This window comes from Pseudomonas sp. 05N431, from assembly GCF_056397005.1.
In genome coordinates, this window is sequence record NZ_JBFTMN010000015.1 from 1 (window position 1) to 21929 (window position 21929).

Annotated in this window: 23 protein-coding genes; 13 read left to right on the forward strand and 10 right to left on the reverse strand. The window is 60.3% G+C overall.

Translation table 11 applies throughout. The features are described from left to right. Nucleotides 1-438 precede the first annotated feature (438 nt). The 3 genes from AC1DIG_RS22375 (at nt 439) to AC1DIG_RS22385 (ending at nt 2064) form a co-directional block, all read left to right on the forward strand. Nucleotides 439-828 carry a DUF6124 family protein gene (locus tag AC1DIG_RS22375; RefSeq protein WP_477769066.1) on the forward strand — a complete coding sequence of 130 codons (390 nt, stop codon included), beginning with the start codon at nt 439-441 and terminating at the stop codon, nt 826-828. A gap of 200 nt (nt 829-1028) precedes the next feature. Continuing rightward, entirely contained in the window at nt 1029-1322 is a 294-nt protein-coding gene (locus AC1DIG_RS22380) for a hypothetical protein (protein ID WP_477769067.1), read from the forward strand. A gap of 385 nt (nt 1323-1707) precedes the next feature. Then, nucleotides 1708-2064: a DUF6124 family protein gene (locus tag AC1DIG_RS22385; RefSeq protein WP_477769068.1), complete on the forward strand. Its 357-nt coding sequence runs from the start codon at nt 1708-1710 to the stop codon at nt 2062-2064. Nucleotides 2065-2288: 224 nt separating this feature from the next. Here AC1DIG_RS22385 and nagE read toward each other — a convergent pair whose 3' ends face one another. From nagE to AC1DIG_RS22420, 7 genes are all read right to left on the reverse strand, one after another. Then, nucleotides 2289-4004, reverse strand: coding sequence for an N-acetylglucosamine-specific PTS transporter subunit IIBC (gene nagE / locus AC1DIG_RS22390; protein WP_477769069.1), 1716 nt, complete (start codon nt 4002-4004; stop codon nt 2289-2291). Nucleotides 4005-4048: 44 nt separating this feature from the next. Then, nucleotides 4049-6565 carry a phosphoenolpyruvate--protein phosphotransferase gene (ptsP, locus tag AC1DIG_RS22395; RefSeq protein WP_477769070.1) on the reverse strand — a complete coding sequence of 839 codons (2517 nt, stop codon included), beginning with the start codon at nt 6563-6565 and terminating at the stop codon, nt 4049-4051. 24 nt (nt 6566-6589) lie between these two features. Next, nucleotides 6590-7600, reverse strand: a complete 1011-nt coding sequence (locus AC1DIG_RS22400; protein ID WP_477769151.1) for an SIS domain-containing protein — start codon at nt 7598-7600, stop codon at nt 6590-6592. After that, complete coding sequence (gene nagA / locus AC1DIG_RS22405) at nt 7593-8699, reverse strand: N-acetylglucosamine-6-phosphate deacetylase (protein WP_477769071.1); 1107 nt, start codon at nt 8697-8699, stop codon at nt 7593-7595. Before nagA ends, AC1DIG_RS22400 begins: the two co-directional genes overlap by 8 nt. A gap of 31 nt (nt 8700-8730) precedes the next feature. Continuing rightward, the gene (locus AC1DIG_RS22410) at nt 8731-9462 is read right to left on the reverse strand and encodes a GntR family transcriptional regulator (protein WP_071551701.1); all 732 of its coding nucleotides are present in this window, start codon (nt 9460-9462) and stop codon (nt 8731-8733) included. Between the two features lie 406 nt (nt 9463-9868). After that, nucleotides 9869-10372, reverse strand: coding sequence for a L,D-transpeptidase family protein (locus tag AC1DIG_RS22415; RefSeq protein WP_477769072.1), 504 nt, complete (start codon nt 10370-10372; stop codon nt 9869-9871). Between the two features lie 39 nt (nt 10373-10411). Further along, nucleotides 10412-10963, reverse strand: a complete 552-nt coding sequence (locus AC1DIG_RS22420; RefSeq protein ID WP_477769073.1) for an NUDIX hydrolase — start codon at nt 10961-10963, stop codon at nt 10412-10414. 147 nt (nt 10964-11110) lie between these two features. Between AC1DIG_RS22420 and AC1DIG_RS22425 the strand changes: the two genes are divergently transcribed. From AC1DIG_RS22425 to purT, 5 genes are all read left to right on the forward strand, one after another. After that, nucleotides 11111-11710: a CoA pyrophosphatase gene (locus AC1DIG_RS22425; RefSeq protein ID WP_019692007.1), complete on the forward strand. Its 600-nt coding sequence runs from the start codon at nt 11111-11113 to the stop codon at nt 11708-11710. Between the two features lie 67 nt (nt 11711-11777). Continuing rightward, complete coding sequence (locus AC1DIG_RS22430; protein ID WP_007936184.1) at nt 11778-12302, forward strand: gamma carbonic anhydrase family protein; 525 nt, start codon at nt 11778-11780, stop codon at nt 12300-12302. Beyond that, entirely contained in the window at nt 12299-12514 is a 216-nt protein-coding gene (locus tag AC1DIG_RS22435) for a DUF1289 domain-containing protein (protein WP_477769074.1), read from the forward strand. Before AC1DIG_RS22430 ends, AC1DIG_RS22435 begins: the two co-directional genes overlap by 4 nt. Before the next feature lie 210 nt (nt 12515-12724). After that, nucleotides 12725-13192 (forward strand): VUT family protein, encoded by a 468-nt coding sequence (locus AC1DIG_RS22440; RefSeq protein ID WP_019692009.1) that lies wholly within the window; start codon nt 12725-12727, stop codon nt 13190-13192. Between the two features lie 116 nt (nt 13193-13308). Next, complete coding sequence (purT, locus tag AC1DIG_RS22445; protein WP_477769075.1) at nt 13309-14490, forward strand: formate-dependent phosphoribosylglycinamide formyltransferase; 1182 nt, start codon at nt 13309-13311, stop codon at nt 14488-14490. Nucleotides 14491-14610: 120 nt separating this feature from the next. On the opposite strand, the gene AC1DIG_RS22450 is transcribed toward purT, so the two are convergent. The 3 genes from AC1DIG_RS22450 to AC1DIG_RS22460 form a co-directional block, all read right to left on the reverse strand. Then, nucleotides 14611-15927, reverse strand: coding sequence for an MFS transporter (locus AC1DIG_RS22450; RefSeq protein WP_477769076.1), 1317 nt, complete (start codon nt 15925-15927; stop codon nt 14611-14613). 71 nt (nt 15928-15998) lie between these two features. Continuing rightward, on the reverse strand, nt 15999-17264 hold the full coding sequence (locus AC1DIG_RS22455; protein ID WP_477769077.1) for a transporter associated domain-containing protein: 1266 nt from the start codon (nt 17262-17264) through the stop codon (nt 15999-16001). 12 nt (nt 17265-17276) lie between these two features. Next, a complete protein-coding gene (locus AC1DIG_RS22460) occupies nt 17277-18089 on the reverse strand; it encodes a cytochrome C assembly family protein (RefSeq protein ID WP_477769078.1) in 813 nt (270 codons plus the stop codon). A 208-nt stretch (nt 18090-18297) separates the two neighbouring features. Between AC1DIG_RS22460 and ffh the strand changes: the two genes are divergently transcribed. From ffh to rplS, 5 genes are all read left to right on the forward strand, one after another. Next, on the forward strand, nt 18298-19674 hold the full coding sequence (ffh, locus tag AC1DIG_RS22465; RefSeq protein WP_477769079.1) for a signal recognition particle protein: 1377 nt from the start codon (nt 18298-18300) through the stop codon (nt 19672-19674). A gap of 249 nt (nt 19675-19923) precedes the next feature. Beyond that, complete coding sequence (rpsP, locus tag AC1DIG_RS22470) at nt 19924-20175, forward strand: 30S ribosomal protein S16 (RefSeq protein WP_145019047.1); 252 nt, start codon at nt 19924-19926, stop codon at nt 20173-20175. A 5-nt stretch (nt 20176-20180) separates the two neighbouring features. After that, nucleotides 20181-20720 (forward strand): ribosome maturation factor RimM, encoded by a 540-nt coding sequence (gene rimM, locus AC1DIG_RS22475; protein WP_145019044.1) that lies wholly within the window; start codon nt 20181-20183, stop codon nt 20718-20720. 2 nt (nt 20721-20722) lie between these two features. Further along, complete coding sequence (gene trmD / locus AC1DIG_RS22480; protein WP_019692017.1) at nt 20723-21475, forward strand: tRNA (guanosine(37)-N1)-methyltransferase TrmD; 753 nt, start codon at nt 20723-20725, stop codon at nt 21473-21475. Nucleotides 21476-21520: 45 nt separating this feature from the next. After that, the gene (gene rplS / locus AC1DIG_RS22485; RefSeq protein WP_003175895.1) at nt 21521-21871 is read left to right on the forward strand and encodes a 50S ribosomal protein L19; all 351 of its coding nucleotides are present in this window, start codon (nt 21521-21523) and stop codon (nt 21869-21871) included. Nucleotides 21872-21929 lie beyond the last annotated feature (58 nt).

The window sequence follows — 21929 nt, forward strand, 5'->3', positions numbered from 1 at the left end:
GGTGTCCATCAGGGGGCATCGCCTACGGTCTGCTTCGCGACGACCTCCTCTCGATGTGTCCGGCTGCGCCGTACGGCGCTGCGCGCCCACCCCCTGATGAACACCTCCACTCGGCCTCCCGAAGGGGCGGGTGGATCAAGATCAACAGCAAAGCACGGCGGCCTGCCAGCCGGCCTGAGTGGTTGGATGCTGCGCGTGGGAATGGCACTTGTGTAATGCCTGTAGGAGTCGAGTCGAATTCGACGACAGCATCACGGGCAACGCAGAAATCTCTGACAAGTCTTTAAGGTTGCCTCTCGGAAGCACGGCCTCTAGCCTTTGATCGTCGCTGCCAATTCAGCGACCGGGACTGCAAGCCCGTCGATAATTTGTTAGGCGCTACAGGCGCCGCATCTACAACTGATGCCGGTCGCTCCAATGTTTCTCAGGAGCTCCACAATGATCAAAGACAACTCGATCCCCCCAGAAACCGACGACGTTTCCCCCTACGAATCCCTCGATTCAAAAAAGCTCCACGACGCCGCCCACCGCGCCCTTGATCACTACCTGAAACCCACGCTCGCTAAACTGCGCTTCAGCGATTTGCGTTCTGACCGCCTGTTCAGCGTTGCGCCCAACGTGGGCCTCGAAAGCCTGTTGGCTAATGCCTCGGAGGATCTGGCCTCGGTCAAGGTGATGGCCGCCGACCTGGCATTCGAAATCGAGGGTTCGCGACGCAGCGTGGCGTTGGCGATTTGCCGGATGGTCGATGGCGCTCTGTTGTTGGTGGACAAGGCGCTGGATGACTACAACCCGTCGGAGTCGGACCAGTTTTACGTCAAGGAATAGCGGCGCTGCAGGTCATTCATACGCCGCAAAACGAAAAACCGCTGAACCGGAAACGATCAGCGGTTTTTTGTATTCGGGAAAAGTCAGGCTCTGCCGTTGGTCTGAAACGCGTGCCTACCTGTCAACTATGACAGTAGTCACGCATGGAGGGCTCAGGTTTGATAACCCTTCAATCCAAGTCATCCACAAGGAGCGTCATCATGACTTCAGCAGTGAAAGTAGCACCCGTCATTCACGCGGTTACCGATTCAACGGGGCATCCAATCTCGAACGGCGACACCACGGAAGACACCACGGTAGAAGTGAAAGGTACGTCTGAGCGCGGCAAGAAAGTGGACGTGATTAACAATGGCATTGTGCTTCTCTCAATCAGTGCGAACCCCATGGGTCAGTGGGTTGCCCGCCTGGCTGGATTGGCACCCGCGGTGTATGCCATTCACGCTGTCAGCGAAGGACAGAGTTCCCCAGTCTGGAGGTTTACTGTGACGCCTTAATAAAGGCGAAAAAACCGCTGAACCGAAACCGGTCAGCAGTTTTGAATTGCATCGAAAGGCTCGCAGCCTGCGGCAGCTCCTGCATTGACCACACTCCCCCTAATGTAGGAGTTGCCGCAGGCTGCGATCTTTTGATTTTGATGATTGCGGTTTCAGCTTGTGGATAACTGGCTACCGTCAAAAGAGCGCAGTCTGCGGCAGCTCAGAATGTGCGGAGCGTCAATATGAAGGTGATGCGTGTGTTTATTCGGTAGGTTAGAAGGCAGGGAATTCCCACACATCTTTCAGGCCGACTGTCGGAAGCTCCTTCTCTAGTCCTTGATCGTCGCTGCCAATTCAGCGACCAGGACTGCAAGCCCGCCGATAGTTTGTTAGGCGCTTACAGGTGCCGCATCTACAGCTGATGCCGGTTGCGCCAAAAAAACTCCACGACGCCGCCCACCGTGCCCTCGATCATTACCTGAAACCCACGCTCACCAAACTGCGCTTCAGCGATCTGCGTTCAGACCGCCTGTTCAGCGTTGCACCCAACGTGGGCCTCGAAAGCCTGTTGGCCAATGCCTCGGAAGATCTGGCCTCAGTCAAGGTCATGGCCGCCGACCTGGCATTCGAGATCGAGGGTTCGCGCCGCAGTGTGGCGTTGGCGATTTGCCGGATGGTCGATGGTGCTTTGTTGTTGGTGGACAAGGCGCTGGATGACCACAACCCGTCGAAGTCGGACCAGTTTTACGTGAAGGAATAGAGGCGCTGTAGGTCATTCATGCGCCGCAAAATGAAAAAACCGCTGAGCCGGAGCCGGTCAGCGGTTTTTCTGTGAGCCATGGAATCTTCGGCGTCCGGAGGGCCTCATCGCGAGCAAGCTCGCTCCCACACTGAATCTTTGACGCGATCGCTATCTGAAGTACGACAGAGATCAACTGTGGGAGCGAGCTTGCTCGCGATGACCGACTGTCCAGCAACGAAGATCTAAACTTTGGCGCTGACCTCACTACGATTCACCAACTCCTCGAGCGCTTCACTCAAACTCAACGCCTTGTCACCAATCAACAAGTGCCAAACCCCACCGTCCAACGCACTCACACCCTGGCAACCCAAGTCCTTCAGCTGACATTCCGACAGCGCTTTACCGTCCGCCAGTTGCAGGCGAATCCGGGTCATGGCCACGCAATCCAGTTGCAGCACGTTGTCACTGCCACCCAAGGCGTTCAGCCATTTTTGTGCTTCCGGGATGGTCACGGGTGCCGCTTTCGGCGCTTCTTCGACCACCACAGCATCAGCTACCAAAGCTGAACCAGAAGTCGGCATCGCCTGACGAATCTCATCGGCAATGCTGTCGGCCAGCGGCCCGACCACTACCTGCAAGCTGCCGCCCTTGCCGGGGCGAACCACTGCCATGGCGCCGAGGGCCTTTAATTCGCTGTCGGAGGCTTTGTTGCGGTCGACCATTTCCAGGCGCAACCGCGTGGTGCAGGCGCCAACGGTGATCAGGTTTTCAGCGCCGCCCAAGGCTTGAATGTAGGCCCCGGCCCGCTGGTTTTCACTCAGCACTGCCTTTTCACCGACAACGACACCTTCACGCCCCGGGGTTTTCAGGTTGAAGCGACGAATGCAGAAGTCGAACACCACGTAGTAGATCACCGCGTACGCCAGGCCCACTGGGAACACCAGCCAGCCATTGGTGGACTTGCCCCAGCCCAGCGCCATGTCGATGGCGCCGCCGGAGAAGGTGAAGCCCAAGTGGATGTTCAGCGCGTTGGTGATCGCCATCGCCATGCCGGTTAGCAGTGCGTGCAGTAAATACAGCAGGGGCGCGAGGAACATGAAGGCGAATTCGATCGGCTCGGTAACGCCCGTCAGGAACGAGGTCAGGGCCATCGACAGGAAAATCCCGCCCATCACTTTGCGCCGTTCCGGCAGGGCGTTGCGGTACATCGCCAGGCAGGCGGCGGGCAGGCCGAAGATCATCATCGGGAACATCCCGGTCATGAACTGGCCACCCTTCGGGTCGCCGGCAAAATAGCGCGCCAGGTCGCCGGTGACGATGGCGCCGGTGGTCGGGTCGGTGAAGCTGCCGAAGATGAACCACGCCATGTTGTTGAGGATGTGGTGCAGGCCGGTAATGATCAGCAGTCGGTTGAACACGCCGAAGACGAACGCGCCGATGCTGCCGCTTTCCAGCAGCAATTGGCCGAAGCTGTTGATGCCGTTCTGGATCGGTGGCCAGATCAGACCGAAGATCACGCCCAGGCCGACCGCGGTGAACCCGGTGGCAATCGGCACGAAGCGCCGGCCGCCGAAGAACGCCAGGTATTCCGGCAGCTTGATGTCCTTGAAGCGGTTGTACAGCGCGCCGGCCATCAAGCCGCTGATGATCCCCGCGAGCATGCCCATGTTGATGCTCGTATCCAGCACCTTGAGCGTCGAGACCATCACCAGGTAACCAATTGCCCCGGCCAGCCCGGCGGTACCGTTATTGTCCCGGGCGAAACCGACTGCGATGCCGATGGCGAAGATCAGCGCCAGGTTGGCGAAGATCACTTGCCCGGCGTCGTGGATGATCGCGATGTTCAGCAAGTCGGTGTCGCCCAGACGCAGCAACAGGCCGGCAATCGGCAGGATCGCGATGGGCAGCATCAGCGCCCGTCCGAGGCGCTGCAAGCCTTCGATGAAGAGTTGGTACATGGCGTATCTCCCTGCGTTTTTGTTGTTCTAGTAGCTGTTGTTGTTCAGCTCAGAGGCCAATGTTGATGACAGGCGTGACGCACCGCCGTGGCGCTGCTCAGGTTGAGCAGGGTGGCGCTGAAGCGTCGGCAGTCGGCGGCGTCCAGTTGGCGAACGCGTTCCTTGATTTCACCGACTTGCGGCGGGCTGACGGACAGCTCGCGGATTCCCAGGCCAATCAGCACCGGAGTCGCCAGTGGATCGGAAGCCAGCGCCCCGCAAACACCGACCCAACGCTGATGCTTGGCGGCACCGATGCAGGTCTGGGCGATCAACCGCAGCAACGCCGGATGCAAGGCATCGACCCGAGCGGCGAGACCGGCGTGGTCGCGGTCCATGGCCAGGGTGTATTGGGAAAGGTCGTTGGTGCCGATGGACAGGAAGTCCGCGTGTTCAGCCAGTTGCTCGGCGAGCAGCGCAGCAGCCGGGACTTCTATCATCACCCCCAGTTCAGGACGCTGCGTGAGCGCCAGCTCGGCGCACAAGGCATCGAGGCGCTGGCGGATGTGCAGCAATTCGTCGACCTCGCTGACCATCGGCAGCAGAATCCGGCAGCGCTGCAACGGGCTGACCTGCAGCAGCGCGCGCAATTGTTGGTCGAGCAGCTCCGGGCGTACCTGAGCCATGCGGATGCCGCGCAGGCCGAGCACCGGGTTGGCTTCGGCTGGCAGTGGCAGGTAGTCGAGTTGCTTGTCGCCGCCAACGTCGATGGTGCGGATGATCACCGACTTGTCGCCCATGGCATCCAGCACCGCTTGATAGGCCTGGCGCTGTTCCTGTTCATCCGGCGCGGTCTGGCGATCGACGAACAGAAATTCGGTACGCAGCAGGCCAACGCCATCGGCGCCACCTTTCAACGCATCGGCCGCTTCGTCGCTGGAGGCCACGTTGGCTGCAACTTCGATCCGCAGACCATCGCGGGTGTGCGCCGGGTTGTGGGCTTGCGCTTGTTGGCGTTCGCGGCGTTGCAGATGTTCACGCAGGGCTAGGGCGACGTGCTCCAGGCGTTGGCTGTCGGGCGTCAGCTCCAGGCGTCCGCCGTCGGCATCCAGCACCACCAACTGGCCTTGCGGTTGATGGAGCAGTGACGAACCGAGGGCCACCAGGCACGGCAGGCCTTTGCCACGGGCGAGAATCGCGAGATGGGAGGTCGCGCCACCTTCGGCCATGCACAGCCCGGCGACGCCTTGCTGGCTCAGTTGCAGCAAATCGGAAGGGGTCAATTCATGCGCCGCGACGATTGCGCCGGCCGGTACGTCGTAGTGCCAATCCTGACCGAGCAAGGCGCGCAGTACTCGTTGCCTGAGGTCGCGCAGGTCGTTGGCGCGTTCGGCCAGCAGCGGGTTGCCGAGCTGTTGCAACACCTCGCATTGCACCTCGATCGACTGGCTCCAGGCGTGGGTGGCGGCGCTGCCCTGATCGATCGACTGGATGGCCGCTTCCAGCAGCGCCGGGTCTTCGAGCAGCGCCAGGTGGGCGGCGAAAATCTGTTCCTCTTCGGTGTGTTTGTGCTTTTTGGCGTGGGACAGCGTTTCGCGGATTTCGCTGCGAACCTGTTCCAGCGCGCGGTCGAGGGCTTGCAGTTGTTCTTCGGCGTTAGCGTTGCCGGTGTCTTCCGGCAGGTGGATGGCCGCCAGTTGGAACAGCGGGCCGCCGACCAGTCCCGGCGCCGCGCAGACACCGTGCAGTACACCGGCTTCGGCAACGCGGGTGCGGTGGGCAATCGGTGTCGGTGCGGCCGCGTGGCTGTCGTCGTTGACCGGGGTGGACAAGGCGTTCAACAACGCTTGCAGCGCCGCCTTGGCGTCCGCGCCCTTGCAACTGACCTGAACCTCGTCCTGCTCGCCAATCCCTAGCCCCATCAGTCCGATCAGGCTGTCGCACGACGCCGATTTACCGGCGAAATGCAGCTGCGATTTGCTGTTGAACAGGTGCGCGGTCTGGCGGATCAGCGCCGCTGGCCGTGCATGCAGACCGCCGCGATGGGTGATGCGAATGTGCCCGTGAACCTCGGCACCTGAGCTGTCTTCATCGGCCTGTGCGCTGTGGGTGGTTCTTGGCACGATGTGCAGCAACGGCTCGCCGACCTTGACCGATTTGAGGGTGATCGGCAGCACCTGAAAGTCTTCGCTGTTGGTCAGGATCAACAGGCTGATCAGGCTTGTGCAGCCTTGAGCGACCTGGTCCAGATCAAAGCGCAACAGTGCCTGGCCATTGCTGACGCGGGTGCCTTCCTTGACCAGCATCGAGAACCCTTCGCCCTGCAACTCGACGGTGTCCAGGCCCAAGTGCAGCAACAGTTCGGCGCCATTGTCGGCGCGCAGGGTCACGGCATGGCCGGTGCGGGCAACATGCACCACCACCCCGGCACACGGTGCGTGCAGGGTGTTGTTCAGCGGGTCGATGGCAATCCCGTCGCCCATGGCGCCGCTGGCGAACACCGGGTCTGGAACTTTGGCGAGCGTGAGCACCGGACCGCTGAGCGGGGCGCTGAGGGTCAGGTCTTTATTGTTGTTATGCATGGCTCGGTACTCGAATCGGGCGTGTTAATGGGTGCGGGTCACTTTGCTCAAGTGACGCGGCTGGTCCGGGTCCATGCCACGGGCGACCGCGAGGCCGGCCGCCATGACGTAGAAGCTCTGGATGGCGAGGATCGGGTCCAGCGCCGGGTGTTCGGCGCGGCTCAGCGTCAGGTCGCGTTCGCTGACGTCATCCGGTGCGGCCAGCAATACGCGGGCACCGCGTTGACGCATCTCGGCGGCGAGGCTCAGCAGACCGGCCTGCTCGGCGCCACGTGGGGCGAACACCAGCAGTGGGTAGTTGTCGTCGATCAGTGCCATTGGCCCGTGTTTCACTTCGGCGCTGCTGAAGGCTTCGGCCTGGATCGCCGAGGTTTCCTTGAGTTTCAGCGCCGCTTCCTGGGCGATGGCAAACCCGGCGCCCCGGCCGATGACCATCAAGCGTTGGCTGTCACGCAGTACGTCGACGGCCAGACTCCAGTCCTGCGTCGCGGCGTCGCGCAAACCTTCTGGCAGCGCGAGACCGGCTTCCAGCAATTCGGCGTCGCTCTTCCAGTGGGCGATCAAGCGCGCGCTGGCGCTGAGGGTGGCGATGAAACTTTTGGTCGCGGCGACGCTGCTTTCGGTACCGGCGCACAGCGGCAGGCTGAATTCACAGGCGGCTTCCAGTGGTGAGTTCTCGGCATTGACCATCGCAATGCTCAGGGCGCCGCGCTTGCGCAGCAGGCGCAGGCTGTTGACCAGGTCCGGACTTTGCCCGGACTGCGAGAACGCGAATACCGCCTGACCGCTGACCTTCAGCGGCGCTTGCTGCATGGTCACCACCGACATCGGCAGCGATGCCACCGGAATACCGACGTGCTGCATGGTCAGGTAGGCAAAGTAGCTGGCGGCGTGATCGGAGCTGCCACGGGCGACCGTCATCGCCACTTGCGGCGGCTGACGGTTCAGGCGCCCGGCGATCTCGATCATCTGCGGATCCAGTTGCTGCAACTGAGCGTCGACCGCCTTGTACGAGGACAGCGCCTCTTCAAGCATTTTTGAAGTCAATGTCTTCTCCTTCGACCATTACGGCGGTCAGTGTGAGTGAGCGATCCAGACGCACGCAGTCAGCCCAGGCGCCGGGTTGCAGGCGGCCGCGCTCCTGGATACCGAGGTAGTCGGCGGGAAATTGCGACAGACGTTGCGAGGCTTCGGCCAGCGGCAGGCCGATCTTCACCAGGTTGCGCAGCGCCTGATCCATGGTCAGGGTGCTGCCGGCCAGCGTGCCGTCGGGCAGGCGCACGCCGCCCAGGCATTTGGTCACGGTGTGGCTGCCGAGCTTGTATTCGCCGTCCGGCATGCCGGCGGCGGCGGTGGAATCGGTGACGCAATACAGGCACGGGATCGAGCGTAGGGCCACGCGGATTGCGCCGGGATGCACGTGCAGCAGGTCGGGAATCAGTTCCGCGTATTTGGCGTGGGCCAGTGCCGCGCCGACGATTCCCGGCTCGCGGTGGTGCAGCGGGCTCATGGCGTTGTAGAGGTGAGTGAAACTGCTGGCGCCGGCCTCAAGTGCCGCGACGCCTTCTTCGTAGCTGCCCAGGGTGTGGCCGATCTGCATGCGAATGCCGCGGTCGCTGAGGGCGCGAATCAGTTTGTCGTGACCGGCGATTTCCGGGGCAATGGTGATCACCCGGATCGGCGCCAGCGCCAGGTAGGCTTCGACTTCGGCCATGAGCGCGGTGTGGGCAAAGTTCGGTTGTGCACCGAGTTTTCCAGGGTTGATGTACGGTCCTTCGAGGTGCACGCCGAGTACCCGGGCGCAGCCTTTTGGGCGCTGTTCGCAGAACTCGCCGACCTCGGCCAGCACCCGGGAAATTTCTTCCGGTGGCGCGGTCATGGTGGTGGCCAGCAGCGAGGTGGTGCCAAAACGCACGTGGGTTTTGCTGATGGTGTCGAAGGCCGGCATTCCTTCCATGATGTCCTTGCCGCCACCGCCGTGAACGTGCAGGTCAATGAAACCCGGCAGCAGGTAAGGCAGGTCGTTATCTGCCGGGTCGCACAGCTGACCTTCGATGCGCACGATCTTGCCGTGTTCATGGATCAACCGGCCGCGGATCCAGCCTTGGGCGGTGAGGATGTTGTCTTCGGACATCAGTGGTTCTCCGGCTTCAATGACACAGGGCTCAGCGGCGCAGCTCTGCGACAAAGTCGTAGTAGTCGTTGCGGCAATAGGTGTCGGTGACTTCGATCGGGGTGTTGTCTTCGAGGTAACCGACCCGGGTCATCAGCAGCATGGCGGTGCCGGGGGCGATGCCGACCAGCGCGGCGAATTCGTCCGAGGCGTTGATCGCCTGAATGTGTTGCAGGGCGCGCACCACCGGTTTGCCGATACCGTCGAGGTATTCGTAAAGCGAATCCCCGACTGCTTGCGGCTGGGCGATGATCGAGGCGGGCAGGGTGCTCATCTCGATGGCCATCACGGTGTCGTCGGCTTTACGCAGGCGCTTGAGGCGCGCGACCTTGTCGTAGGGCGAGAGCGCGAGGCGGATCAGTTCTTCGTGAGTCGGCTGAGTGATTTCGCGCTCCAGCCATTGCGAACTCGGCACGAAACCTTTGAGGCGGAGCATTTCGCTGAACCCCGACAACCGGGACAGCGGTTGTTCGAGGCGCGGAGTGATGAAGGTGCCGGAACCTTGGCTGCGACGGATCAGGCCTTGTTCGAACAGCACTTCCAGTGCCTTGCGGGCGGTTACGCGGGAGATGTTCAGCATTTCGCTGAGGTTGCGTTCCGACGGCAATGCCTGCTCGGCTTTCCACTGGCCGGCATGGATCGCCGCCTCCAGGTTGCGCGCTAGTTGCAGGTACAACGGCGTTGGCTGGGTGTCGTCAGGGCGCAGGGCCAGGATGTGGTTCATTAGGTTGTGTTCCGATGCGGATATTGGAGTGTTGTCGCCCGGTAATGACGCAAAACTAATACCACTTAAATACCATGTCAACGCCAGTGGTCTGCTCGGGACGAGCAAATTCGCGCTACGTTGGAGGGCGCGGCAGTACTGGGTTTAAAGTGGTATTTGAGGTGGCGGTGGTAGTGGATCAGATCACTGTCTGCGCCGGTGCTTCAGGAGGGAAGTGGTATTGCAGGTGGAGGCGTGGTTCGGGAGTAATATTTTTTTAATTTTTTGATGATTCTGGTGCATTACCCTTGTGGGAGCGAGCTTGCTCGCGATTGCGGTATGACATCCAACATCTATGTTGACTGTTACGCCGCTATCGCGAGCAAGCTCGCTCCCACAGGTTTTGGTCCCCTCGCAGCAGGTCAAATCAGGGGCGGATTTCGATCATCGTGCCGTCTTTGACCAAGCCCCAGACTTCGCGCATGTCGACGTTGCGCATGCCGATGCAGCCGTCGGTCCAGTCCAGGGTATGGAACAGCTCTTCGGGGTTTTCTTCAGTGTCCGGAGTGCCGTGAATCATGATCATGCCACCGGGCTGCACACCTTCGCGGCGCGAGCGGACGGAGTCGCTGATGTTCGGGTAGGAAATGTGCATGGCCAGGTTGAAGCGGTCGCTGACCTTGCGCCAGTCCAGCCAATACAAGCCTTCTGGCGTGCGTCGATCACCCTCCATCAGTTTCGGGCCCTTGGGGTTTTTGCCCAGCGAGATGCGATAGGTGCGCAGTGGCTTGCCGTCATTGATCAGCTGCAACTGATGGGCAGATTTGAGCACCAACACTTTTTCGATGGTTTTGCCGTCCAGGGTTTCCGTGGTGGCAGCTTGGGAAACCATGACAAACGACAGACAGAACAACGCAAGCAACCAGCGCATTAAAACGATATCCCTGAGAGTACGGCGTACTTTTATAGTTTAAGTGATCGCAGGCTGAGCAAGCGGAGGAATTGATTCGGAACGCACAGGAAAATGTTCTACCCGGCGGTCAGCGAAGAAGCATTCTAGGGTACGGCCGACCGTGCGGAAAGCCAGCTCCGACCACGGGATGTCGGCTTCATCGAAAAGCCTCACTTCCAGGCTTTCTTCGCCCGCGGCAAAATCCAGATCCACCAGTTCTGCGCGAAAGAATACGTGCACCTGGCTGATGTGCGGCACATCGATCAGCGTATAGATGTTCAGGTTGCGCACCCGTGCACAGGCTTCTTCGGCGGTTTCGCGAATGGCCGCCTGTTCGATGGTTTCACCGTTTTCCATGAAGCCGGCGGGCAAGGTCCAGTAACCGCGGCGGGGCTCGATGGCGCGCCGGCATAGCAACACCTGAGTGCCCCAGGTTGGCAGGCAGCCGGCGACAATATTCGGGTTCTGGTAATGGATGGTCTGGCACTTGTCGCACACGTACCGCAGGCGCGAGTCGCCTTCGGGAATGCGTTGGGTGACCGGGTTACCGCACTGGCTGCAGAATTTCATGCTGGGCTTCCGAAAATGCTGCGCCTATCTTGGCGTGCGGCAGTGTCTGTCGGCAAGTTGTCGTTTAGCGACATGCCACGGTTCAGGGGTTGGGCGGTCGGTTTGTTTGGTGCATGATGCGAGGTAGCTAACAAGTCGAGATCACTCATGCTGGACGAGCTACTGCATCGGGTAAGCAACCACACGCCGCGTACGCTGGAATCCGACCTGCGTTTTCCGGAGGCCGCGGTTTTGGTGCCTATCACCCGCAGTGACGAGCCGGAGCTGGTTCTGACCCTGCGTGCCAGCGGGCTCTCGACCCACGGCGGTGAAGTGGCCTTCCCCGGCGGGCGACGCGATCCGGAAGACCCGGACCTGATTTTCACCGCGTTGCGCGAAGCCGAAGAAGAAATCGGCCTGCCACCGGGTCTGGTGGAAGTCATCGGCCCACTGAGCCCGTTGATCTCCCTGCACGGGATCAAGGTCACACCTTATGTCGGGGTGATTCCGGACTTCGTCGAGTACCGGGCCAACGATGCCGAAATTGCCGCAGTGTTCAGCGTACCGCTGGAGTTCTTCCGCAAGGACCCGCGGGAACACACGCACCGCATCGATTATCAGGGCCGCAGTTGGTATGTGCCGAGCTACCGTTTCGGCGAATACAAGATCTGGGGCCTGACCGCGATCATGATCGTCGAGCTGATCAACCTGCTCTATGACGCGCAGATCAGCCTGCATCAACCACCGAAAAGCTTTATCAATATTTGAAGCCATCGCGCGTATGGCGTGAACCCATGCATTGCATGTGAGCCTGCCTGGTCTTGAGGACAATAAAATGAAATACCGCCTGGGCGACGCCCGCGTCGAAACCCACCCGCAGAGCTGGGTCGCACCCAACGCCGTGCTGGTGGGCAAGGTCAAACTGGAAGAGGGCGCCAACGTCTGGTTCAACGCGGTGTTGCGCGGTGACAACGAGCTGATCCTGATCGGCAAGAACAGCAACGTGCAGGACGGTACGGTGATGCACACCGACATGGGCTATCCGTTGACCATCGGCACCGGCGTGACCATCGGCCACAACGCCATGTTGCACGGGTGCACGGTAGGCGATTACAGCCTGATCGGCATCAACGCGGTGATTCTCAACGGCGCGAAAATCGGCAAGAACTGCATCATCGGCGCCAACTCACTGATCGGCGAAGGCAAGGAAATCCCTGACGGTTCACTGGTCATGGGCTCGCCGGGCAAAGTGGTGCGTGAACTGACCGAGCCGCAGAAGAAAATGCTCGAAGCCAGCGCCGCCCACTATGTGCATAACTCGCAGCGCTATGCCCGCGATCTGGTCGAGCAGGAGCAATGAACGACAACGAAAGACCCGTACGCTCACCGTGCGTGAACATTTGCGCACTGGATGAGGACGATGTCTGCACCGGCTGCCAACGCACGGTGGATGAGATTACCCGCTGGAGCCGCATGGACAACGACGAACGCCGCAAGGTGCTGGGGTTGTGTCATGAGCGGGCCAAATCCAGTGGGTTGCTTTGGATGATCGGGACAAAACCGGGCAATTGAGTTGTACTTTGAAAGTGCTGCGCACTTTAATCGCGAGCAAGCTCGCTCCCACACTTGATCGATGTTGCCTGCATTGTTGTGATCGACGCTGAATTAATGTGGGAGCGAGCTTGCTCGCGATGAGGCCATCACAGACGCTATTACCTCCTTGGCCCAACCCCATCCCCTAAAGTACCCTGTGCACAAAATTGACAGGTATCCCCGCGCCCCATGCTCTTTCTGATCGCCTACATCAGCAGTGTCGTGCTGATCAACTACGCCTTTTCCACAGCCCCGCACCTGGACATCATCTGGTCGGCCTGGGGTGGCCTGGTGTTCGTGCTGCGCGACATGGTGCAAACCCGTTTCGGTCACGGCGCGCTGGCCGCGATGCTGGCGGCGCTGGTGTTGTCCTACATCACCTCCGATCCCTCCATCGCCCTGGCCAGCGCCATTGCCTTCGCCGTTTCGGAGTGCATTGACTGGCTGGTGTTCAGCATCACTAAACGCCCGTTGCACGACCGCCTGTGGATAAGTTCGGCGCTGAGCATTCCGCTGGATACGTTCATCTTCTTCGGCATGATCGATGCCCTGACGCCGGGTGTGATCCTTACCGCACTGGGCTCGAAATTCGCCGGTGTGACCATCGTCTGGCTGGCCATGGCCTGGCGTTTGCGCAAGAACGCGCTGGCAAGCTGAGCCAAACCCTCAGGTTCATGTAAAATGCCGCGCTTTCTCCCTGAGGGAAGTGCGCGGCGGCCATACAGGCCACTCATGCAGCGACCCTCGATGATCCGCTCCTTTGAGGACCTGAGATGACCCGTATCGGAACTCCATTGTCGCCAACCGCGACCCGCGTATTGATGTGTGGCTGTGGTGAGTTGGGCAAGGAAGTGGTGATCGAGCTGCAACGCCTGGGCGTTGAAGTGATTGCCGTGGATCGTTACGCCAACGCGCCGGCGATGCAGGTGGCGCATCGCAGCCACGTGATCAACATGCTCGACGGCGCCGCCCTGCGTGCCGTGATTGAAGCCGAGAAGCCGCACTTCATCGTGCCGGAAATCGAAGCCATCGCTACCGCCACGCTGGTCGAACTGGAAGCTGAAGGCTTCACCGTGATCCCGACCGCTCGCGCCGCGCAGTTGACCATGAACCGTGAAGGCATCCGTCGTCTGGCCGCAGAAGAGCTGGACCTGCCGACCTCGCCGTACCACTTCGCCGATACCTTCGAAGACTACCGCAAGGCAGTCGACGACCTGGGCTTCCCGTGCGTGGTCAAGCCGGTCATGAGCTCCTCAGGCAAAGGCCAGAGCCTGCTGCGCAGCGTCGATGACGTGCAGAAAGCCTGGGATTACGCGCAGGAAGGCGGTCGTGCCGGTAAAGGTCGGGTGATCATCGAAGGCTTCATCGACTTCGACTACGAAATCACCTTGCTCACCGTTCGTCACATTGGCGGCACCACGTTCTGTGCGCCGGTCGGTCATCGTCAGGAGAAGGGCGACTACCAGGAATCCTGGCAGCCGCAAGCGATGAGCCCGGTTGCGCTGGCGGAATCCGAGCGCGTGGCCAAAGCCGTGACCGAAGCCCTGGGTGGCCGTGGTCTGTTTGGCGTTGAGCTGTTCATCAAGGGTGATCAGGTGTGGTTCAGCGAAGTCTCGCCGCGCCCGCACGACACCGGTCTGGTGACCCTGATTTCTCAGGACCTGTCGCAGTTCGCCTTGCATGCACGGGCGATTCTCGGCCTGCCGATCCCGTTGATCCGTCAGTTCGGCCCATCGGCGTCGGCAGTGATTCTGGTGGAAGGGCAGTCGACCCAGACCGCATTTGCCAACCTGGGTGCTGCACTGGCTGAGCCGGATACGGCGCTGCGTCTGTTCGGCAAGCCGGAAGTCAACGGTCAGCGCCGCATGGGTGTTGCCCTGGCTCGTGACGAGTCGATCGAGGCCGCTCGCGCCAAAGCGACCCGCGCCTCTCAGGCCGTCGTTGTAGAGCTCTAACCGCGTCGCGGCTATCGCGAGCAAGCTCGCTCCCACATTGGATTTCAGTGGTACACAAAATCTGTGTTCACATCGGTCAAATGTGGGAGCGGGCTTGCTCGCGAAGCTTTTGCTTTTACTTCAGGCAACCTGATTCAGGTCGTTATGCCGCGTTTCTTTCAGGCACAGCACCGCGATCAAGCTGATCACCGCTGCCACTGACACATACCCGCCGACCCAACTCAATCCGCCCATCGCCACCAGCTTCTGCGCGAAGAACGGTGCCGCCGATGCGCCAACAATGCCGCCCAGGTTGTAGGCCGCCGACGCGCCGGTATAACGCACGCGGGTGGGGAACAGTTCCGGCAGCAGCGCACCCATCGGGGCGAACGTCACGCCCATCAGAAACAGCTCAATGCACAGGAACAGCGCCACGCCCCAGGTCGTACCGTGGGTCAGCAGCGGTTCCATGGTGAAGCCCGAGAGAATCGCCAGTAAGCCGCCAATGATCAGCACCGGTTTGCGCCCGAAACGGTCGCTGGCCCAGGCCGACAGTGGTGTGGCTGCGGCCATGAACAGCACGGCGAAGCACAGCAGGCCGAGGAAGGTTTCGCGGCTGTAACCCAGGGTTGAAACACCGTAACTCAGGGAAAACACCGTCGAGATGTAAAACAGCGCGTAACAGACCACCATCGCCGCCGCACCCAACAGCATCGGTGCCCAGTATTGACTGAACAGCTCGACCAGCGGGATCTTCACCCGTTCCTGGCGTGCTATCGCGTTGGCGAAGACCGGCGTTTCATGCAGTTTCAGGCGCACATACAGGCCGACCATCACCAGCACGGCGCTGAGCAGAAACGGAATCCGCCAGCCCCAGGAGCGGAACTGCTCGTCATTCAGGGTCATCGCCAGGGTCAGGAACAGCCCGTTAGCCGCGAGAAAACCGATAGAAGGGCCGAGTTGCGGGAACATGCCGAACCAGGCGCGTTTGCCCTTTGGTGCGTTTTCAGTGGCAAGCAACGCTGCACCGCCCCATTCGCCGCCCAGCCCAAGGCCTTGGCCGAAGCGCAATACGCAGAGCAGGATCGGTGCCCAGGCGCCAATGCTCTCGTAGCCCGGCAGCACGCCAATCAGCGTGGTGCAGACGCCCATCAGCAGCAAGGACGCGACCAGGGTGGATTTGCGCCCGATACGATCGCCGAAGTGGCCGAACAGCGCCGAGCCCAAAGGGCGGGCCAGGAACGCGATACCGAAGGTCAGGAAGGCCGAGAGCATCTGGGCGGTGCCGGAGGTCTGCGGAAAGAACACCGGGCCGATCACCAGCGCGGCGGCGGTGGCGTAGACGTAGAAGTCGTAGAACTCGATGGCGGTGCCAATGAAGCTGGCCGTTGCGACTCGCGTAGTGGAGTTCGTCGGTTGGGCAGGCGCAGCGTCGCTGTAAGTCGTGCTGGTAGTCATGCGGTAATCCCTGACAGTCATGTGCTCCGGTGGAGCGAATTATTATGGTTGAAACACCCAGGGATGTGGGTTTACGACGGCCTTAGTGCCGAACGCAGGCTTGTGGCCTCGCCAGCAGCTACGTGCCAGATCAATACCCGGCTGACGCGGTTGTCTTCGGTTTCGAGGATTTCCAGGCGATACCGCCCGATTTTCAGGCATACCGCGCTGTCTGGAATGGTTTCCAGCGCTTCGGTGACCAGCCCGTTGAGGGTTTTCGGGCCGTCGCTCGGCAGGTGCCAGCCAAGACTCTTGTTCAGTTCACGAATCGAGGCCGCGCCCTCGATCACCAACCGGCCGTCGGCCTGCGGGTGAATGTGCGGGTTGTCGAGGCTGTGCTGGCTTTCGAATTCGCCGACGATTTCTTCGAGAATGTCTTCCAGGGTGACGATGCCTTCTACTTCGCCGTATTCGTCGACCACCATGCCCAGGCGGCGCTGCTGTTTGTGGAAGTTCAGCAGTTGCAGTTGCAGCGGGGTGCTTTCCGGGACGAAGTAAGGTTCGTGGCACGCCGCCAGCAAGGCTTCTTTGGTCAGGCTGGCGTCGGGCAGCAAATGGCGGATCTGTCGGGTATTGAGTACCGCTTCGACCTGGTTGATATCGCTGTGAAACACCGGCAGGCGCGTGCGTTTGTTGACGCGCAGCTGTTCGATGATTTCATCGATCGAGTCGTCCAGATTGATCCCGTCGACTTCACTGCGAGGAACCAGAATGTCGTTGACGGTAATGTTGTCCAGCGCATGAATGCCCGACAGCACGTGTGGGCGGCAGGCTGCGTGTTCGTGGTCGGTGCCGTTGTTTTGCGGGGCCGCTGGCTCGTCTTCGCTTTGCTGTACGACCTTGACCTTGCGTGCGAAGGGCTTGAGCAGCAATTGGCTGATGCCGCTGAGCAGCCACGCGGCCGGGTAGATAATTTTCAGCGGCACGCCGAGCAAGGTGTTGCCCAGCGTCAGAATGGTGTCCGGATAACGGCTGGCGAGGGTGCGTGGCAGGTAATCGGCAAACACCAGCAGTGCAGCGCCGGCGCTCAGGCAGGCCAGCCATGGACCTTTTTCAGCCCAGCCGAAAATCGCCAGCAGGGTGCTGATGACCACCACCAGCGCGCGGCACAGGGTATTGCAGAGGATCAGGCTGTTGAGCGGGAAGTTGAGTTTCGCCACCGGCTTGTCGCCGGAGCGCGAGGCGGTGCGCTGAGTCATCAGCTGCTGCTGTGCGGCTTCGATGGCGGTGAACAGCCCCGACCATAAGATCAGCAGGGCCAGCACGGCGAGCAGCGGCCCTATGGGCAGGTTATCCATAACGAATACCCGTCAGATGTGCAGGATGAATTCGCGGACCAGCTTGCTGCCGAAATAGGCCAGCATCAGCAGGCAGAAACCGGCGAGGGTCCAGCGAATGGCCTTGTGGCCGCGCCAGCCAAGACGATTGCGGCCCCACAGCAACACACTGAACACGATCCAGGCCAGGCATGCCAGCAGGGTTTTGTGCACCAGATGCTGGGCGAACAGGTTTTCGACGAACAGCCAGCCGGAGATCAGCGACAGCGAGAGTAAGGTCCAGCCGGCCCAAAGGAAACCGAACAGCAGGCTTTCCATGGTTTGCAGCGGCGGGAAGTTCTTGATCAGGCCGGACGGGTGCTTGTGCTTGAGCTGGTGATCCTGGACCAGCAGCAGCAACGCCTGGAACACCGCGATGGTGAACATGCCGTAGGCGAGGATCGACAGCAGGATATGCGCAAGAATCCCCGGTTCTTCGTCGATCACCTGTACGGTGCCCGACGGCGCGAACTGCGCCAGCAGCACCGTGGCCATCCCCAGCGGGAACAGCAGCACCAGCAGGTTTTCCACCGGGATCCGTGAACAGGCCAGCAGCGTCAGAGCGATGACGGCAGCGGCGATCAGGCTGGCGGCACTGAAAAAGTCCAGGCCCAGGCCAATCGGCGTCATCAGGTGGGTGAGGAGGCTCGCGCTGTGGGCCAGCACGGCGAGGATGCCGAGCGAGACCAGCAGGCGTTTGTTCGCCTTGGCGCCTTGGGCCAGACGAGTGCCTTGATAGAGAGTCGCAGCGGCGTACAAGCAGGCGGCGGCGAGGGTGCTGAGCAAACTGGGTGACAAAGGGAGCATAAATCCTGTTAGGCAAGCCCGAAAGAGGCTGAGTTTGGCATACAACCGACATGACACGAAAGACCACTCAACCAGACGGCGGGTGTGCGCCAGACGCAGTCTTCGCTATAATCCGCGACCTGCCCACGCCGCAGGCTCGCCGAGCACATGTTTTTCACGGTCTGGGCCGCCATTACCTCGGTCTCCATAGGGCCTGAAAGGATCGCGCATGTTTGAAAACTTAACCGACCGTCTCTCGCAGACGCTGCGCCATGTCACCGGCAAGGCCAAGCTGACCGAGGACAATATCAAAGACACGCTGCGCGAAGTGCGCATGGCGTTGCTCGAAGCCGACGTCGCCTTGCCGGTGGTCAAAGACTTCGTCAATTCGGTCAAGGAGCGCGCTGTCGGCACCGAGGTGTCGCGCAGCCTGACGCCGGGCCAGGCCTTCGTGAAGATCGTCCAGGCCGAACTCGAAAGCCTGATGGGCGCGGCCAACGAAGATTTGAACCTGAACGCCGTGCCGCCAGCCGTCATTTTGATGGCCGGTCTGCAAGGTGCCGGTAAAACCACCACCGCCGGCAAACTGGCGCGCTTCCTTAAAGAGCGCAAGAAGAAGTCGGTCATGGTGGTGTCGGCGGACGTTTACCGCCCGGCCGCGATCAAGCAGCTGGAAACCCTGGCCAACGACATCGGCGTGACGTTCTTCCCGTCCGACCTGAGCCAGAAGCCGGTCGATATCGCCGAAGCGGCTATTAAAGAAGCAAGACTGAAATTCATCGACGTGGTCATCGTCGATACCGCCGGTCGCCTGCACATCGACGAAGAGATGATGGGCGAGATCAAGGCCCTGCACGCGGCGATCAAACCGGTCGAGACGCTGTTCGTGGTCGACGCCATGACCGGCCAGGACGCCGCCATCACGGCCAAGGCCTTTGGCGACGCGCTGCCGCTGACCGGTGTGATCCTGACCAAGGTCGACGGTGACGCCCGTGGCGGTGCCGCGCTGTCGGTACGTGCGATCACCGGCAAGCCGATCAAGTTCATCGGTATGGGCGAGAAGACCGAAGCCCTCGAACCGTTCCACCCGGAGCGGATCGCTTCGCGCATCCTCGGCATGGGCGACGTGCTCAGCCTGATCGAACAGGCTGAAGCGACCCTCGACAAGGACAAGGCCGACAAGCTGGCCAAAAAGCTGAAGAAGGGCAAAGGCTTCGACCTCGAAGACTTCCGCGATCAGCTGCAACAGATGAAGAACATGGGCGGCCTCGGCGGGCTCATGGACAAACTGCCGAACATCGGTGGGGTGAATCTGGCGCAAATGGGCAATGCCCAGGGTGCGGCAGAGAAGCAATTCAAGCAGATGGAAGCCATCATCAATTCCATGACCCCGGCCGAGCGCCGCGACCCTGAGCTGATCAGCGGTTCGCGCAAGCGTCGGATCGCCATGGGTTCCGGCACCCAGGTGCAGGACATCGGTCGCTTGATCAAGCAGCACAAGCAGATGCAGAAGATGATGAAGAAGTTCTCCGCCAAAGGCGGAATGGCCAAAATGATGCGCGGCATGGGCGGTATGTTGCCCGGCGGCGGCATGCCGAAAATGTAAAACTTTCGCGCCGGCATTCATGTCGGCGCGGCCCCACACGGACGTGGGACCCACAGCAAGCCCGCATTGGCGGGAGCTGACTCGCCGTTGTTCGCAACGGCTCTATAGCAAATCTGGATGGCACACTGACAGGTGCCGGAAAAAGACATTTGCAAAAGTCCGGATATTCCTTAGAATATGCGGCCTTTCGGGCACCTATGCCCGCTGTGCATTTAGATTTGCAGCACCGACTACAGGAACTATGTTCACATGCTAACAATCCGTCTTGCCCTTGGCGGCTCCAAAAAGCGCCCGTTTTACCACTTGAACGTGACCGACAGCCGCAACCCACGCGACGGTTCGCACAAAGAACAAGTTGGTTTCTTCAACCCGATCGCTCGTGGTCAAGAAGTCCGCCTGTCCGTGAACCAAGAGCGCGTAGCCTACTGGCTGAGCGTTGGTGCACAACCTTCTGAGCGTGTTGCTCAGTTGCTGAAGGACGCTGCTAAGGCTGCGGCCTGAGCAATATGAACGCGACGCCAGCAAATGCTGATGATTTGATCGTTATCGGCAAGATTTATTCTATTCATGGCGTTCGCGGCGAAGTGAAGGTCTTTTCCTTTACTGATCCGATTGGAAACCTGTTGGACTACAAGACCTGGACGCTCAAGCGCGAAGGCGATGTACGGCAGGTAGAGCTGGTCAGCGGCCGCGTACAAGGCGGCAAGTTTCTGGTCACAAAGCTCAAAGGTCTCGATGACCGCGAAGAAGCTCGTCTTCTGGCCGGTTTTGAAATCTGCGTGCCGCGTAACCTGTTTCCTGATCTGACCGACGGCGAGTACTACTGGTACCAGCTGGAAGGTCTGAAGGTTATCGACCACCTCGGGCAATTGCTCGGGAAGATCGATCACCTGCTGGAGACCGGCTCGAACGATGTCATGGTGGTCAAGCCTTGCGCTGGCAGCCTGGATGATCGCGAACGCCTGTTGCCCTATACGGAGCAATGCGTGTTGGCCGTCGACCTGGCAGCAGGCGAGATGAAGGTGGATTGGGACGCGGACTTCTAAACGTGGCTAACTTGCGCGTCGAAGTGATCAGTTTGTTTCCCGAGATGTTTTCCGCCATCAGCGACTACGGCATCACCAGTCGTGCGGTGAAACAGGGGCTCTTGCAGCTGACCTGTTGGAATCCGCGAGACTACACAACGGATCGACATCACACTGTGGATGATCGCCCATTTGGCGGTGGTCCGGGCATGGTGATGAAGATCAAGCCCCTGGAAGATGCTCTGGTTCAGGCCAAGGCAGCAGCCGGGGAGGCGGCGAAGGTAATTTATCTGTCGCCCCAAGGCCGTCAACTGACTCAGTCGGCGGTACGCGAGTTGGCGAATGAGGAAGCATTAATCCTGATTGCCGGCCGCTATGAAGGCATTGACGAGCGTTTTATTGACGCTCATGTCGATGAAGAGTGGTCGATTGGTGACTATGTACTGTCTGGCGGCGAGCTGCCGGCGATGGTCCTGATCGATGCGGTTACACGACTGCTGCCTGGAGCTTTAGGGCATGCGGACTCCGCCGAGGAAGATTCCTTTACGGATGGTCTGCTGGATTGCCCGCATTACACCCGACCTGAGGTGTATGCGGATCAGCGTGTTCCCGACGTGTTGCTGAGTGGCAATCACGCGCATATCCGGCGTTGGCGTTTACAGCAGTCCCTTGGTAGGACCTTTGAACGACGCGCCGATCTTCTGGAAAGCCGCTCGCTTTCTGGAGAAGAGAAGAAGCTGCTCGAGGAATACATCCGCGAGCGGGACGATAGTTAACAACGTATCGATGGTAGATCCGACGATTTACCTTAGGAGCACAGCATGACTAACAAAATCATCCTTGCACTCGAAGCAGAGCAGATGACCAAAGAGATCCCTACCTTTGCCCCGGGCGACACCATTGTCGTTCAGGTGAAAGTGAAGGAAGGCGACCGTTCGCGTCTGCAAGCGTTCGAAGGCGTAGTAATCGCCAAGCGTAACCGTGGTGTGAACAGTGCTTTCACTGTTCGTAAAATCTCCAACGGTGTTGGCGTAGAGCGTACTTTCCAGACCTACAGCCCGCAAATCGACAGCATGGCTGTTAAGCGTCGCGGTGACGTACGTAAAGCCAAGCTGTACTACCTGCGTGACCTGTCGGGTAAAGCAGCTCGCATCAAGGAAAAACTGGCTTAAGTCCAGCTTCCGATGCAGAAAAAAGCAGCCTACGGGCTGCTTTTTTGTTGCCTGTCAT

Excerpts from the sequence above, each read along its gene's own strand:
- ffh (WP_477769079.1), top strand. The coding sequence starts at position 18,298 with ATGTTTGAAAACTTAACCGACCGTCTCTCGCAGACGCTGCGCCATGTC.
- AC1DIG_RS22375 (WP_477769066.1), top strand. The coding sequence starts at position 439 with ATGATCAAAGACAACTCGATCCCCCCAGAAACCGACGACGTTTCCCCC.
- AC1DIG_RS22455 (WP_477769077.1), bottom strand. The coding sequence starts at position 17,264 with ATGGATAACCTGCCCATAGGGCCGCTGCTCGCCGTGCTGGCCCTGCTG.
- rplS (WP_003175895.1), top strand. The coding sequence starts at position 21,521 with ATGACTAACAAAATCATCCTTGCACTCGAAGCAGAGCAGATGACCAAA.
- AC1DIG_RS22380 (WP_477769067.1), top strand. The coding sequence starts at position 1,029 with ATGACTTCAGCAGTGAAAGTAGCACCCGTCATTCACGCGGTTACCGAT.
- rimM (WP_145019044.1), top strand. The coding sequence starts at position 20,181 with ATGAACGCGACGCCAGCAAATGCTGATGATTTGATCGTTATCGGCAAG.
- AC1DIG_RS22440 (WP_019692009.1), top strand. The coding sequence starts at position 12,725 with ATGCTCTTTCTGATCGCCTACATCAGCAGTGTCGTGCTGATCAACTAC.
- AC1DIG_RS22415 (WP_477769072.1), bottom strand. The coding sequence starts at position 10,372 with ATGCGCTGGTTGCTTGCGTTGTTCTGTCTGTCGTTTGTCATGGTTTCC.
- AC1DIG_RS22450 (WP_477769076.1), bottom strand. The coding sequence starts at position 15,927 with ATGACTACCAGCACGACTTACAGCGACGCTGCGCCTGCCCAACCGACG.
- AC1DIG_RS22435 (WP_477769074.1), top strand. The coding sequence starts at position 12,299 with ATGAACGACAACGAAAGACCCGTACGCTCACCGTGCGTGAACATTTGC.
- nagE (WP_477769069.1), bottom strand. The coding sequence starts at position 4,004 with ATGTACCAACTCTTCATCGAAGGCTTGCAGCGCCTCGGACGGGCGCTG.
- ptsP (WP_477769070.1), bottom strand. The coding sequence starts at position 6,565 with ATGCATAACAACAATAAAGACCTGACCCTCAGCGCCCCGCTCAGCGGT.
- AC1DIG_RS22400 (WP_477769151.1), bottom strand. The coding sequence starts at position 7,600 with ATGCTTGAAGAGGCGCTGTCCTCGTACAAGGCGGTCGACGCTCAGTTG.
- rpsP (WP_145019047.1), top strand. The coding sequence starts at position 19,924 with ATGCTAACAATCCGTCTTGCCCTTGGCGGCTCCAAAAAGCGCCCGTTT.
- purT (WP_477769075.1), top strand. The coding sequence starts at position 13,309 with ATGACCCGTATCGGAACTCCATTGTCGCCAACCGCGACCCGCGTATTG.
- AC1DIG_RS22410 (WP_071551701.1), bottom strand. The coding sequence starts at position 9,462 with ATGAACCACATCCTGGCCCTGCGCCCTGACGACACCCAGCCAACGCCG.
- AC1DIG_RS22425 (WP_019692007.1), top strand. The coding sequence starts at position 11,111 with ATGCTGGACGAGCTACTGCATCGGGTAAGCAACCACACGCCGCGTACG.
- AC1DIG_RS22420 (WP_477769073.1), bottom strand. The coding sequence starts at position 10,963 with ATGAAATTCTGCAGCCAGTGCGGTAACCCGGTCACCCAACGCATTCCC.
- nagA (WP_477769071.1), bottom strand. The coding sequence starts at position 8,699 with ATGTCCGAAGACAACATCCTCACCGCCCAAGGCTGGATCCGCGGCCGG.
- AC1DIG_RS22460 (WP_477769078.1), bottom strand. The coding sequence starts at position 18,089 with ATGCTCCCTTTGTCACCCAGTTTGCTCAGCACCCTCGCCGCCGCCTGC.
- AC1DIG_RS22430 (WP_007936184.1), top strand. The coding sequence starts at position 11,778 with ATGAAATACCGCCTGGGCGACGCCCGCGTCGAAACCCACCCGCAGAGC.